The sequence below is a fragment of the Parabacteroides sp. AF48-14 genome (assembly GCF_003477465.1).
Taxonomy (GTDB): Bacteria; Bacteroidota; Bacteroidia; order Bacteroidales; family Tannerellaceae; genus Parabacteroides; species Parabacteroides acidifaciens.
In genome coordinates this window covers 1-14910 of sequence record NZ_QUDI01000035.1, presented here as the reverse complement: position 1 = coordinate 14910, position 14910 = coordinate 1, and the positions used below count along the sequence as shown (strand labels likewise).

7 protein-coding genes and 2 pseudogenes are annotated in these 14910 nt (G+C 46.7%); 5 read left to right on the top strand and 4 right to left on the bottom strand.

The features are described from left to right. Positions 1 to 117: 117 nt before the first annotated feature. From DW083_RS23020 to DW083_RS15795, 4 genes and pseudogenes are all read right to left on the bottom strand, one after another. Positions 118 to 1548, bottom strand: a complete 1431-nt coding sequence (locus DW083_RS23020) for an ATP-binding protein (RefSeq protein ID WP_233552242.1) — start codon at positions 1546 to 1548, stop codon at positions 118 to 120. Between the two features lie 12 nt (positions 1549 to 1560). Next, positions 1561 to 1623: pseudogene (locus tag DW083_RS23015) on the bottom strand (hypothetical protein); the annotation flags it as partial. Between the two features lie 187 nt (positions 1624 to 1810). Beyond that, the gene (locus DW083_RS23010) at positions 1811 to 4117 is read right to left on the bottom strand and encodes a two-component regulator propeller domain-containing protein (RefSeq protein ID WP_233552239.1); all 2307 of its coding nucleotides are present in this window, start codon (positions 4115 to 4117) and stop codon (positions 1811 to 1813) included. A 121-nt stretch (positions 4118 to 4238) separates the two neighbouring features. Continuing rightward, positions 4239 to 7178 (bottom strand): DEAD/DEAH box helicase, encoded by a 2940-nt coding sequence (locus DW083_RS15795; protein ID WP_122333023.1) that lies wholly within the window; start codon positions 7176 to 7178, stop codon positions 4239 to 4241. Between the two features lie 832 nt (positions 7179 to 8010). Here DW083_RS15795 and DW083_RS15785 point away from each other — a divergent pair. From DW083_RS15785 to purD, 5 genes and pseudogenes are all read left to right on the top strand, one after another. Further along, the gene (locus tag DW083_RS15785; protein WP_115498562.1) at positions 8011 to 8496 is read left to right on the top strand and encodes a pyridoxamine 5'-phosphate oxidase family protein; all 486 of its coding nucleotides are present in this window, start codon (positions 8011 to 8013) and stop codon (positions 8494 to 8496) included. A 34-nt stretch (positions 8497 to 8530) separates the two neighbouring features. Then, positions 8531 to 9478, top strand: a complete 948-nt coding sequence (locus DW083_RS15780) for a serine O-acetyltransferase (RefSeq protein ID WP_122333021.1) — start codon at positions 8531 to 8533, stop codon at positions 9476 to 9478. Positions 9479 to 9529: 51 nt separating this feature from the next. Then, positions 9530 to 11137 (top strand): class I SAM-dependent RNA methyltransferase, encoded by a 1608-nt coding sequence (locus tag DW083_RS15775; RefSeq protein WP_122333020.1) that lies wholly within the window; start codon positions 9530 to 9532, stop codon positions 11135 to 11137. Continuing rightward, a complete protein-coding gene (locus tag DW083_RS15770; RefSeq protein WP_370039264.1) occupies positions 11130 to 13322 on the top strand; it encodes a DPP IV N-terminal domain-containing protein in 2193 nt (730 codons plus the stop codon). Before DW083_RS15775 ends, DW083_RS15770 begins: the two co-directional genes overlap by 8 nt. Before the next feature lie 19 nt (positions 13323 to 13341). Beyond that, positions 13342 to 14612 (top strand): annotated as a pseudogene (gene purD, locus DW083_RS15765) (phosphoribosylamine--glycine ligase). Positions 14613 to 14910 lie beyond the last annotated feature (298 nt).

Genomic DNA, 14910 nt, shown 5'->3' with positions numbered 1-14910 from the left:
AATGTAGCGGGACATAAAAAAGCAGACCTATACAGAGCGTCCGTTTCTTATGCACACACAGTCCAAATAGAAGAATTAACTGTTTGAATATAAACGCTTAGCGAATAACACCTATTCTTAACTGTCTTTTTTCCGGAATTGGGCAGGTGAAATTCCGAATTTCGCTTTAAAGCAACGGCTGAAATATACGGTAGAGACAAATCCAAGTTGATCCGAGATTTCACTTACCAACATATCCGGCCGTTCCCGCAACAAAGTTGCCGCACGTTTAATACGTTGATTTTGTATAAACTCACTTGGCGTCATGCCGGTAAGGTTCTTGATTTTTGTAAAGAAAGAACTACGCCCCATATTCAACTCTCTGGCAAGAACATTTACATCAAAATCCGGTTCTCCCATACATTTATCAACAACCTCAACGAGATGATTCAATAACTCTTGATCCAAGGAAGTAGAAGCCAACAACTGTACATCAAAATCGACCTGCTTGGTCAATCTGGATTTCAGCAACAGACGGTTCCGGATCAAGTTATTACAACGCATCAATAAAACTTTTGCGTGGAAAGGCTTACTGATATAATCATCCGCCCCCTGCTGAAGCCCTTCTATATTATACTCGACCGAATCAAGAGCGGTCAACAAGACAACAGGAATATGGCAGAGATCGATATTATTCTTGATCTTCATACACATCTCCATACCGCTCATCAGGGGCATCATAACGTCACTGACCACCAGGTCCGGCTTTTCTTCATTTGCCATCTGCAACCCTTCTTTCCCGTTCCGGGCTAATATTACCTGATAAAACGGAATAAACAATGTATTTAATATCTGTAACAACTCCTCATTATCTTCAACGATCAAAACCTTATAAGAGCCAGACTTCAAGTCAGGGAAGGCATTATTTATTTCTTCATATTCTTCCGGAGAAATAGAGTCCGGCAGTGATTCTCCCTTTATCACAGGCTCCTCCACACTTTCCAAAAGAATCGTGCTTTTATCATTTTCAAAATGCGATCTTCCTTTTAATAACGTAATTGTAAAAATCGTTCCATACCCTAATTGACTTTGCACCGTAATATCTCCATGATGAAGATTGACTATATTTTTGCTTAACGCCAGTCCGAGTCCAGTACCCGGATTGGAATTGGAAAGCTGCTTTCCGTTTTCCGCCTGATAGAAACGATCAAAAATATGGGACACATCCTCAGCCGAAAGACCGATACCCGTATCGATCACTTTAATCTTAACATCATTATCATTTGAAGAGATATACAGCTCAACAACTCCCCCGGGTTTCGTATATTTAAAAGCGTTGGATAAAAGATTATAAAACACTTTCTGCAATTGATTCGAATCAAACCATAACAGAATATCATCCTCTTCTGTATTGAAATTAAATGTAATTGTCTGTTGAACGGACAATTCACAATAAGACAGATAAATATCCTTCAAGAAAGGAATCAGGTTCTGTTCACATACATGCAACGAAACATAGTTCTGCTCCAACTTCCGGAACTCCAACAGTTCGGAAATCATATTCCGCATCCGGTTTGCATTTTTACTGATTTTGATAATCCGGTTATACAAAGTCGGAGGGAGTGAAGAACTTTGGAAAAGCATATCTATCTGACTGATAATAAGCGTAAGCGGAGTCCTGAATTCATGCTGATGTTGGTAAAGAAACGCAATTTCGCCTGATTCAGTTCTTCATTACGTTCTTTTTCCTCCCTTTCTTTTTGAAGAGATAAAGCCAACTTCCGCCGTGCATTTACAGTTCGTACAGTCAAATAAGTAATTGTAAAAGTTGTCAGGACATACAAAGCCCATGCCCACCCCGTATTATACCAAGGCTGGCAATCCGGATATCTAAAGATATTTCACGCCTGTTCATCAAATGTTGAGACAGATTTTTTTCACGAACCTGTAACGTATATTTCCCAGGGTCCAAATTCGTATAATAAATACTCGAAGACGAAGAAGAAACCCAATCTTTATCAAATCCGATCAATTTATACTGATAATCATTATTCTTCTGAATATCAATATAGTTTGTAGTAGCAAAATTTATAATCAAGTTGTTTTGCCCATGATTCAGATGAATAGACTCACTAAACGGAAATGCCTCTTTCAAGATGTCGCCCGAAACCGCCCCCGGATATATTCTTTTATTATGGATATACAGTTCTGAAAAATATAAAGAATAATTTTTTTCTTTCTTATCCAAATCTTCCTGGTAAAAAGATGTAAGCCCATCATTGCCTCCAACAAACAATTCATTATTCCGGCACACCAAAATACCACATCCATCCGCAATAGAAGTGATAGGCAGGTTTGCCCCCAATGTGGCAAACCTTGCCTTCCCGTTGGAAGGATTCAGAAATGTAACCCCTTTATCACTGGTAACCAAAAGTTCTCCGGAATTTGTTTCTGCAACATTGTAACAATAATTGCTCAATAGATGTCCACTTCCTTGCGAATAATGGATAAACGAATCAGCCTGTTTGTCGTACCGGTATAAACCGCCTCCCAAAACAACACAATAGATATTTCCATCATGGGTTGTTATAATCCGTTTTGGCTCAAACTGGATACCATATCGAGGAAGAGCATAATTTTTCTGATTATCAGGATTTGCCAGCTCCATGCAGATAAGTGACGTACCAATCAGAATCCATATATTTTCTTCTTTATCAATTGTAAAACTTTGGGCATTCCTGCATAACCATTTGAATTTATCCGTATCGAGATCCATCACAAACGTCCCGTTCATCGCACTTACATACAGTTTATCGTTATGAATCATCGTATGGAAAATAATGCCGTCCGGTTTCATATCTCCTTCTTCATAATCATTCAGGTAATTATGAAAAAGACCGGTTTTTATATCATATCTGGAAAGCCCTCCATGATGTGTCCCGATATACAGCCGGTGCCGCTTTTCATCGTATGCAATACTTTTCAAATTATTCTGTAATACGGAATTAGGATGACCGGCTGTGAAATATTTGAAAGTCCGTGTTTTACGATCCATAAAATTCAGACCTCCCCCTTCCGTACATATCCAGATATTTCCATCTTTATCTTCAGCTAAATGCCCGACAAATGAATAATTCAGGCATTCTTTCCGTAAAGGATTATCTGTATAATGAGCAAATATTTCCCTCTCCGGATTGAAATAGTTTACACCTCCATAATAAGTGCCCACCCATATTGTCTCCTGCGCATCTATAAAGACCGAAAATACGGAAGAATGTGACAAACTACCCGGCAAATGGTCCCGTTGATATACTGTAAACTGATCCGTATAGGGATTATATTTATGCAATCCCATGAACGTACCGAACCAGATATTGCCAAACCGGTCTTCGGCAAAACCCCTTATCTGACTGCTCTCCACATGATAAGGCGCCGGATTTGTATCCGAATACCAAGTTATTTTCTCATCCGGTGTTATCCTATACAGCCCTCCGGTACGGCAACCGGCCCATATCTCTCCCGTAGAACTTTCAAATAAACGATAGAACTCCGGCCCATCTATCAGGCAACGAACCTTTTTCCCCTCCTCAATTACATATAATCCTTCATACGTACCTATCCAAATCTTCTTTTTTGCAATCTGGAGACAGGAAATATCCGGAATATTTTCTTTTATGCAAAGCTGTAAGCTATCTCCTTTGTCATCATATCGGCATATCATATTTCCATAGCCTGTCCATACATCCCCGTCTGAAGAAGTTACCGTTTTGGCTTTATAACTCCCAACCACATAAAACTTCTCTTCCCGGATATCATATCTTACCAAAGAATCACATGCCCTAAAGAATATATCCCCCTGCCTGTTACCTACAAGATGATCGCATTCGTGTCCAAGCAAAACATTTATAGAGCTTTCCGGATCTAAATTCTCCCAACCCTTATACACCCGCATCCGCTCCCCGTCATAGATGCTAACACCCTCACGTGTTCCAAACCACATTCGCCCCAACTGATCCTGATAAATAGACATAACGGAAACCTGAGACAAGCCGTCACTCATGCCGAGATGCTTAAAATAGACCGGATAGATGGCCTGGCGAATAAATAAAAAACACAAGAAAAGTAGTAGCTTTTTCATATTATTTGCACAAACTGGATAAAATAATCTTCTCGTATCTCCTTCACTATACCATGCGATGATATACGCAAAGATAGTGATATTTACATTATATCCAGATAATATTGTTTCATACTTTTTCCTATATCAACTCCTTCCACTCCTCGTCCGTCAACTGTTCCAACGGGTCGTTTTCGGTGATGAAGCGGTCGGACAGGGCGCTTTTGCGTTCTTGCAGCTGACGGATTTTCTCTTCTATCGTGCCGGAAGTGATGAAGCGGTAGACGAATACCTGTTTTTGCTGTCCGATACGATGTGCACGGCTTTCGGCCTGCATCTCGGCTGCCGGGTTCCACCAGGGGTCCAGGATGAACACATAATCGGCCTCCGTCAGGTTAAGTCCCACACCACCGGCTTTCAGGGAAATGAAGAAAGCGGAAACTTCGCGGTCGCGGGAGAAACGGGCAATCTCGCTTTCCCGGTCGACAGTGCTTCCGGTCAGCAGGGCATATTTCCAGCCACGTGCCTCAAACTCGGCGGCAAACAATTTCAGATGCGTGACAAACGATGAGAATATCAAAACCTTATGCCCCTCGCTCAACAGCGTTTCATAGGCCTCCAATACCTGCTCCATCTTCCCGGAACTTCCGGTGTATTCCGGCAAGATCATACCGGGATGGTTGGCAAGCTGGCGAAGGCGGGTGATACCGTTCAGGGCAATAATCTTGTTTTTATGCCATTCCTCAAGCAAGGAATTACGCAAGGTGTTTTTCTCTTTCTTATAAAGTTCTTGCTGCTCTTCCGGCATATCGCAATAGACCACCTCTTCCATCAATGCAGGCAGCTCGGGAGCAACCTGCTCTTTGGTGCGGCGCAGGAAAAACGGAGATATCAACTGTTGCAACCGCTGCCGCGCACGCTCGTTGCCTTCTTTTACGATCGGGTTGACAAAACGATTCCTGAAATCAGTCAATGTTCCCAATAGCCCGGGATTAATGAAGTTGAACTGCGCCCACAAGTCCTTCAGCGAATTTTCGATCGGAGTGCCGGTCAACACCAGCCGGTTATCGCATTTCAGACGGATAACGGCATGATAAGACACCGAATCGGGGTTCTTGATGTTCTGGCTTTCATCCAGTATCACATATTTAAAGGTATAATTTTCAAGCAATTCAATATCCCGCCGCAAAAGGCCGTAGGTCGTCAGCACAACCGGATAGCGGTCGAACTTCTTCCACAGCTCCCGGCTCCGCTGCTCACCGGCATACTCATACACCCGCAACGAGCTAAAGCGCTGTATCTCCCTCTTCCAGTTCGGAAGCAGGGAAGCAGGCACCACAACCAACGAAGCCTGTACTTTTTCCGGCACAGCCGTACGGACCGGAAAATCGGATTGCACCTCATCTCCCTCATCCCCAAAAAGGGAAAACTGCCCGAATTTATCAGCTATGGAAACCGGGGGAAGCGCTGTTTTCACCACTTGGTGCACTTCAGGGGCCGACGGATCATACAGATGTTGCAGCAAAGTGATCGTCTGTAAAGTCTTGCCCAATCCCATATCGTCTGCCAGGCAACCACCAAAACCATTCGCCGCCAAATGAGCCATCCATGTAAAACCTTCCCGCTGATAAGGACGGAGCGCGGCGCGGATACGCGGCGGGACCGGAATATCTTCTCTTTTCACATATTCCCGCGAAACAGCCGGACCGGTATTTTCCCGTAAGCCGTCAACCAGTCCGAGATGCATCTTCCGGACACGCAGCTTCTCTTCCTGTTCGCTGCTAAAGCTGAAAAGATCGCCGTATTTCTCAAACCACTCTTCCGGCAACAAGGCTATTTTCCCGTCAGGCAATTTAAACAAACGGTCTCCTTCCATAATATGTTTCCGGAAACGGACAAACGGAAAAGTAAACTCTCCGATCTGCACGGTTATGCGTATCTCAAACCAGTCGGGCATATCCGCTATATCTTGTTTCAGAAGGATATCTCCCACATAATAGGTATTGACCGAACCGGAAATGTCCAATGCAAAATAAGACTCCAGCTCTTCTCTGTGTTCATGGAGCCATTCGACAAGCGCATACTCCGAAACACAGCCGGAAGCGGTAAACTGCATATCTCCGACCTGCGTAAAACCATAACCGGACAGCCGGTCGACACAGTCCTGCTCTTTATGCCGGTTCCGCTTAAAATAACGGATAACCGGCTTCCCCTCTTCTTCTTCCAAGCGGGGATAACAACGTTGCATCTCTTCCCCCGGAGAAAAATATTTATCGCCATAACAGAAACGCAGTTGCAAAAGCGGGCGGTCCAGAACGGAAGGTGTCACCGACAGCTCGGCCACACACGGGCGATACTCCACCACCATATCGAACCCCGAAGCACTCACCAGATAGCGCACCATCGTCGGCAATACGATCTTCTCCAAATACCTGCGGGTTTCGGAAGCCGGCACTTCCACAAAGGTCTTTTCCAGAAAAGGGTTCAATCGCGGCATCTCGATCCGTTTGAAAACAAGCAGATCGCGCCCCAAAACCAGGATAGCCGGACGGGAGCATAAGACAAGAACCGGTTTCTTTTTCTGCAAAGTGACCAGGCGGTCCTCCATTTCGCAATTGACGGAATAGCGGAACACCCGCTCATCCAGCTCAAACCGGAAAAAGGCCTCTGCGAGGCTGTCGGACACAAAGACCCGGTGATGCTCGTAGAGGAGTTTTGTGGCTGTTTCCCTTATATACAAAGGAATGACCGACGCCCGGAGCAATTCGATAATTTCCCGTTGCTTCCGGTCGATATAAGTCCGTACCGGAGCCATCCGGGAAGGATCGGATAATTTCGCCAGGAAAGCATTGATCGTGCGTTCCTTCGAATAGTTCTTCATCAGATTCTTTTCCTCGTAACACTGGGCCAGGGAAATGATCTTTTTCTCCGCCGCAGAGAGGCTGCTTTCCTGCGTGAAAGTTGCTTTTTCTTCCGCCTCGAGCACACCCGGCGAAACCTCTTTCGCCAGATACGGGACAAGGAGCGCCCCGAAAACGGGATGATTATTGATTGTAACTATTAGCTGGCGACCTTCGGACATATCTTTTACTTAAATCTTACAAAGATAAGGTTCTTTTGTTTATCCGGCAAACGTCACACTTTTCATTCACAGGATTAAATATGCCTATAAGAAAGCAATCATACCGTACAGCAAGCGGGAGACGAGCACGATATGGTTCTGCCCGTGATAGAAATAGTCGGTTCCGATGCCAATACCGTAGGAGGCTTATTGTATAAAACGCATTTTTCAGGCTCGAAAGGCATCCGAAACCAAACAAATGTTAATCCGATTTTTTGACCTCAAAAAGGGACTTTTTCTCCTTTTTTGAGCGTTTTCCGCCATTACGACCGTCCTCTTTGCCACCGCGACCGTGCTAATGTGTAGTGCACTCGGCACCTCGCGAAGATTAGCACGGTCGTAATGGCGATTTGGACGGTCGTAATTGGAAAGAGGACCGTCATGAGGGCAAAAAAGCACCTGAATTTCCTTGGGATATTCGGAACGCCGTCCGTTTTATTTTCAAATATTCGATTCTCCGGAAGTTAAGGTTTATCACTTTGTAGGCGTTTCCGCCTTTCGGTAATCAAATTGTACGCCTTCCGAGACGGACTGCGCACCTCATTTTTTCTATTGTCATCCGATCAGCCTAAAACCGTGAAAAGAGTCAATCCAAAATGGATCAAAATTTCGGACGAAATAGAAAAACGCCCGAAACAGGGGGTTATTGTAATCTTCGGGGTTGCAGGAGGTTCAAAACTTGCCAAATATGAAACAACCAAGCCTCGCAGGGGCGGTTCACGAATAAACCGGAAAGAATTGATGGAAACGATAAAAACTTGTATGTTTGTAGACAGAAAAACGGAAATAAAAGATGAGAACATTAGTACATACTGACAAAGAGTTGATCGAAGCGATCATTAAGAAATGTGATATTTGCTATGTAGGGTTGGCCGATACGGATGGAACGCCTTATGTATTGCCAATGAACTTCGGCTATCGCGATGGTGTTATATACCTGCATTCGGCACAGGAAGGACGGAGTATCTCTATCCTGGAGCGGAATCCGCGCGTATGCATTACGTTCAGTACCGATCATGACCTGGTCTTCCAACATCCCGAAGTGGCTTGCAGCTACCGGATGCGTTCCAAGAGCGTGATCAGCTGGGGTAAAGTTCGTTTTGAAGAAGATTTCGATAAAAAGACGGAAGCGCTGGATATCATTATGAAACAGTATTCGGATAAAGAATTCCGATACTCTGACCCGGCCGTGAAGAATGTAAAGATATGGATTGTCGAACTGGATGAGGTGAGCTGCAAGGAATTCGGGGCACCGCATGATAAATTGAGAATTAATTAGTACTTTTGTTGCCAAATATGATTATTGCTGAATAATGGGATTGCAAAAGCATAGCAAGGTATTGAATGATACAGTTGAGATGCTCTCGGATGAGGGATCTTACCAGCAACTGTTTCATGCCTATCGCGATGAAGAAGCGTTGCCCTCAGGTGAAGTACTGGAAGAGATTATCGATCTATGCCGGGCAATCCTTTTCCCCGGTTACTACGGGAATGCACGTATCAGCAAGCAGACGATCCGCTTCCATACCGGTGTAAACATCGGGACATTGCATACCTTGCTTTCCAAACAGATTTATGCCGGGCTTTGCTTTGCCGATACCAATTGCACGACTTGCCCGGAAGAAAAGATATTCACCGAAGCGGAAAAGCTCTCGGAAGCTTTTATCCAGTCACTTCCTGAAATGCGCAGCCTGTTGGCAACCGATGCCGAAGCAGCCTTTAACGGCGATCCAGCCGCACAAAACATCAACGAGGTCATCTTTTGCTATCCCGGTTTCCGGGCTATCTGCAACTATCGTATTGCACACCAGCTGTACCGGCTCGGCGTCCCTTTCATCCCCCGCATGATTACTGAAATGGCGCATTCGGAGACGGGTATCGATATCCATCCGGGAGCACAGATCGGGCATTATTTCTCCATCGATCATGGCACAGGCACTGTTATCGGCGAAACCAGCGTGATCGGCAACCACGTCCGTATCTTCCAGGGAGTCAGCCTGGCAGGAGAGAAACTGCCGCCTGACGAGAACGGGAATGCGATACGCGGCGTCTCCCGCCATCCGGTTTTAGGCGATCATGTCACGGTCTATTCAAATGCCACTTTGCTGGGACGGATTTGTATCGGCGAGGGAGCGACAATCTGCGGAAACGTCTGGATCACCGAAGATGTCCCGGCAGGAGCGACTGTCAGCCAGCTGACGATCGACAAATGCCAGTTGACAGTCAGCGGAGTGAACGAACAGAAAATAACTAATAATTAAAATAGAATTACTAATAAACGATGAGCAATCATTGTTAACTTTCAACTTAAAATGAGCGAGACTTTTGAAATGGTGGCCAAGACCCTTTACGGGTTGGAAGAAATACTGGCCGGCGAATTATTATCTTTAGGTGCCAACGACATACAGATTGGCCGCCGGATGGTGTCCTTTACCGGAGATAAGGAAGTGCTTTACAAAGCTAACTTCTGTTGCCGCACGGCGCTTCGTATCCTGAAGCCGATCTATCACTTTAAAGCTAAAGACGCCGATACCGTGTACAAAGAGGTGAAGAAGGTGAAATGGGAAAACTACATATCGCTGGACAAGACATTCGCCATCGACTCGGTTATCTACTCGGAAGACTTCAACCACTCCAAGTTTGTTGCCTATCGTACGAAAGATGCTATCGTGGATTATTTCATGGAAAAGGAACAAAAGCGTCCTTCCGTCCGTGTGAATAATCCGGATCTGTATATCAATATCCATATCTCGCACAACGACTGTACGCTGTCTATCGACAGTTCGGGCGAGAGTCTGCATAAACGCGGCTATCGTGTAGACCAGACGGAAGCCCCGCTGAACGAAGTATTAGCTGCCGGCATGATCCTGAAAACAGGGTGGAAGGGAGAATCCAACTTCGTCGATCCGATGTGCGGTTCCGGTACGTTGCTGATCGAGGCTGCCATGATTGCGCTGAACATCGCTCCGGGTGTGCACCGCAAGGAGTTCGCTTTCGAAAAATGGATCGACTTCGACCAGGAACTGTTCGACCGTATCTACAACGACGAAAGCCAGGAACGGGAATTTACATTCAAATGTTACGGTGCGGATATCAGCCCGGCAGCAATCGAGATTGCCGAAAAGAACATCCGCAGTGCCGGCCTGATGAAATATATCGACCTGAAAGTCCAACCGTTCCAGCAATGCGCCGAAGCACCGAATCCGGGTATCATGGTGACGAACCCGCCTTACGGCGAACGTATTTCAAGCCGTGACCTGTTAGGACTGTATAATATGATCGGCGAACGGATCAAACATGTGTTTACGGGATATAAGGTATGGATACTGAGCTACAAAGACGAATGTTTCGATAAGATCGGCTTGAAACCGAGCGAAAAGATGAAGCTGATGAACGGTTCGCTGGAATGCGAATACCGTTGCTACGACATATTTGAAGGAAAGAACAAGGACTATAAAAAAGCGTTGAACGAAGAAGGCGAAGCGCGTCCGTCAGGTTTCGAACGCCCGGATGTTGCCGGCAAACACTCTTTCGAACGCCGTCCGGATCGTCCTTCCGATCGCTCATCAGACCGTCCTTCCCGTCCGAACTTCAAGACTGACCGGTTGGACCGCCCCGACCGCCGTTTTGCAGCGGCACATGCCGAGGATGACAGCGAACGCGCACCGTTTGTACCGGGCAAGCGTTATTTTGGCGATGATCGGGCGGATGGCCGTCCGGCACGCAAGGATTTCGTTGCCAAACGCCCTGTCAAGAAACGTTTCAAAGACGACGAAGTCTTTGGGGACAAAAAGAAATTCGGTGACAAAAAGTTCGGGGATAAGAAGTTTGGTGACAGGAAATTCGGAGATAAGAAGTTCGGAAACCAATCATTCAAGAAACCATTTAAAAGAAGAGATGACGATGATCTCGATGATTAAATATTTAGCAATATGTTGTGCCTTAGCACTTACAAATCCGCTGTCGATGATGGGACAAGATAAGCAATTCACCTTGCAAGACCTGATACCGGGAGGAAAAACGCAGAGCCGTTTTGTGCCCCGCAGCCTGAAACAGTTGCAATGGTGCGGAGATACTTATCTGTATGTCAAGGGCGACAGCATGATGAGCGGCGAATCGACCAAGAACGAAAAAGTGGCTTTCACCCGCCAGCAACTGAACGATGCACTTACGGCAGCCGGACAGCAGACAGTGGGAAGTATGCCTTATTTCTCGGTTCCCTATCCGGATCAGCCCGTGCTTGCATTCAATGCCAAACGCCATCGTTACCATTATAATTTTGCGGAAAACAAGATTCTGAATACTTATAAGTTGGATGCGTCATGGGCGGATTATGATTTCTGCCCGGCTAACGGCTACCTGGCTTTTACGGAAGGGAATAACCTGCGGATTCTTTCGCCCGACAACACTGTCGGGATTGTTACGGATGAAACGGCGGATGGTATCGTTTGCGGAAAGTCTGTCCACCAGAACGAGTTCGGTATCCATAAGGGGACTTTCTGGTCGCCCGGCGGTTCGGCTTTAGCTTTCTACCGGATGGACGAAAGCATGGTTACGGATTATCCGTTTGTTAATATTACAACCCGTTGCGCAACGGCTGAACCGCATAAGTACCCGATGGCCGGCATGAAAAGCCATGAAGTGACTGTCGGCGTCTATAACTTGGAAACAAAAAAGACCGTCTGGCTGAAAACGGGATTGCCGAAAGAGAAATACCTGACTAATATAGCCTGGAGTCCGGACGAGAAAAGCATCTATATCGCCGAACTGAACCGGGAACAGAACGAGATGCATCTGGTACGCTATTCCGCCCTGACAGGGGAAAAGGAAGCCGACCTGTTCACCGAAACGGATGAACACTACGTGGAACCGCAACATCCGGTTCTCTTCCTTCCTAACAACCCGGACCAGTTTATCTGGCAGAGCGAACGCGACGGATATAACCACCTGTATCTATATAATACGGATGGCAAACTGCTGAAACAGTTGACGAAAGGCGAATGGGTCGTAAAGGATGTATTAGGCTTCGATGCAAAAGGAAAAGCCTTGTATTTCTCTTCCACCAAACCGGCACGGCTCAGTTCCTTCAGCTATGGCGATGCTTTATATGTCGGAACGTCACGGTTAGATTTGAAAAAGGGGACATCTTACGAACTGACTTCGGGTGGTTTGCAGGGTGTGCACAATACGCAGCTCAGCGCTTCCGGTAAATATCTGATCGATAATTATTCCGCTCCCGCTATTCCACGTGAGATTTCGATTATCGACGGGCAAAAGAGAGAAACCCTGCGGACGTTACTGACGGCAAAAGACCCCTACGAGGGCTATGCCATGCCGGAAATCGTCACAGGTACGATCAAGGCGGCAGACGGCGTGACTGACTTGAACTATCGCCTGGTTAAACCCGTCGGACTGGATGAAACTAAGAAATACCCCACTATCGTCTATGTCTACGGAGGTCCGCACGCCCAGTTGGTGACAGGCGGATGGAAGAACGGTGTAGGCGGATGGGATATCTATATGGCACAACGCGGATATGTGATCTTTACGCTCGACAGCCGCGGATCAGCCAATCGCGGACATGCTTTTGAAAGTGTGATCCACCGGAACTTAGGTGTAAACGAAATGGCGGACCAGGTGAAAGGTGTCGGCTTCCTGAAGTCCCTTCCATACGTGGATGCCGACCGGATAGGCGTACACGGATGGAGCTATGGCGGCTTTATGACAACGAACCTGATGTGTTCTTATCCGGAACTGTTTAAGGTAGGCGTTGCCGGCGGCCCGGTCATCGACTGGAGCAATTACGAAATCATGTACGGTGAACGCTATATGGATCGTCCGCAGGACAATCCGGAAGGATATAAGAATGCCAACCTCAAACTGAAAGCCGGCAACCTCAAAGGACATCTGTTGTTGATCCACGGAGATATCGATCCGGTAGTCGTTTGGCAACACAGCCTCGGCTTCCTGAAAGCCTGTGTGGATGCAGACACCTATCCGGATTACTTCGTCTATCCCCGCCACCTGCACAATGTGATCGGCAAAGACCGCCCGCATCTGTATGAGAAGATAACACGGTACTTCGACGATTACCTGAAAAATTGAAAATTAAGAATTAAGAAATATGAACATCTTATTACTTGGCTCAGGCGGCCGCGAACACGCAATAGCCTGGAAGATTGCTCAAAGCCCGAAAGTGGACAAGTTATTCATTGCTCCCGGTAATGCCGGAACAGCATTGGCAGGCACGAATGTGAATATCAAGGCAGACGATTTCCCTGCTATCAAGGAGTTTGCTTTGGCAAACAATATCAATATGGTAGTGGTAGGGCCGGAAGACCCATTGGTGAAAGGGGTTTACGACTTCTTCAAGAACGACTCCGCCCTGGCTGCTATTCCCGTTATCGGCCCGTCTAAAGAGGGTGCACAGTTAGAAGGCAGCAAGGATTTTGCCAAGCTTTCATGATGCGCCATCACATCCCGACTGCCCGCTATAAGAGTATCTCGGCAGATAATTTAGCAGAAGGCTACGCTTTCCTCGAAGAACTGCAAGCTCCTTATGTGCTGAAAGCAGACGGACTGGCAGCCGGCAAAGGTGTGTTGATTCTCGATACATTGGAAGAGGCGAAGAAAGAGTTGGGCGACATGCTGGGCGGAATGTTCGGCGATGCCAGCAAAACAGTTGTCATCGAAGAGTTTCTGGACGGTATCGAATGCTCTGTGTTTGTCATGACAGACGGCAAGTACTATAAGGTACTTCCGGTTGCCAAAGACTACAAACGGATCGGAGAAGGCAATACTGGCCTGAATACAGGTGGTATGGGAGCTGTTTCCCCTGTTCCTTTTGCAGATGATGTGTTTATGCAGAAGGTGGACGAGCGCATTATCCGCCCGACCATCGAAGGACTAAAAGCGGAGAATATCGATTATAAAGGTTTCATTTTCCTCGGCCTGATCAATGTAAAGAACGAGCCGATGGTGATCGAATATAACTGCCGCATGGGTGATCCGGAAACGGAAGTCGTGATGCTCCGCATCCAGAGCGACCTGGTCGAACTGCTGGAAGGCGTTGCGGAAGGCAACTTAGGAAGCCGCACACTGACGCATGACCCGCGTGCAGCTGTAACCGTTATGCTGGTCAGCGGCGGTTACCCCGAAGCATACGAAAAGGGCAAAGTGATCAGCGGCTTGGATAAAGTCCCGGCAGAAAACATCGTTTTCCATGCCGGCACAAAAGCAGCCGACGGACAGATCCTCACTAACGGTGGCCGTGTCATCGCCGTCAGCTCATACGGTGCCAACAAGGAGGAAGCCCTTGCCAAATCCTTCGCCGGTGCCAAAATCATCGACTTCGACAAGAAATATTTCCGTAGCGATATCGGATTCGATTTGTAATAAACATTGTGCTAAATGATGATTTAACGGTGAGCGGATAACGGCCTCGGGGCGGTTCGCGAACTGCCAAAGCCCTGTAAGGGCGACAGAGCATAGCCCAAGGCGTAAGCCTTGGGTTTAAATAGGGCCACCTCCCGTCTTTAGAGCCCTGTAAGGGCGATACCTAGTGACAGAAGAAGTTAGGGTGCCGCCCTTACAGGGCTAAGAAGGGGAGAGACGTTTCCTTAACCCAAGGCTCACGCCTTGGGCTGAGATCTGCCAGGCCTACGCCTTGGGCTGAGATCTGCCAGGCCTACAG

What these genes read in the sequence shown, in the direction of transcription:
- DW083_RS23020 (WP_233552242.1), bottom strand. Translation starts at nt 1,548, where the DNA reads ATGCGGAATATGATTTCCGAACTGTTGGAGTTCCGGAAGTTGGAGCAG.
- DW083_RS23010 (WP_233552239.1), bottom strand. Translation starts at nt 4,117, where the DNA reads ATGAAAAAGCTACTACTTTTCTTGTGTTTTTTATTTATTCGCCAGGCC.
- DW083_RS15795 (WP_122333023.1), bottom strand. Translation starts at nt 7,178, where the DNA reads ATGTCCGAAGGTCGCCAGCTAATAGTTACAATCAATAATCATCCCGTT.
- DW083_RS15785 (WP_115498562.1), top strand. Translation starts at nt 8,011, where the DNA reads ATGAGAACATTAGTACATACTGACAAAGAGTTGATCGAAGCGATCATT.
- DW083_RS15780 (WP_122333021.1), top strand. Translation starts at nt 8,531, where the DNA reads ATGGGATTGCAAAAGCATAGCAAGGTATTGAATGATACAGTTGAGATG.
- DW083_RS15775 (WP_122333020.1), top strand. Translation starts at nt 9,530, where the DNA reads ATGAGCGAGACTTTTGAAATGGTGGCCAAGACCCTTTACGGGTTGGAA.
- DW083_RS15770 (WP_370039264.1), top strand. Translation starts at nt 11,130, where the DNA reads ATGATTAAATATTTAGCAATATGTTGTGCCTTAGCACTTACAAATCCG.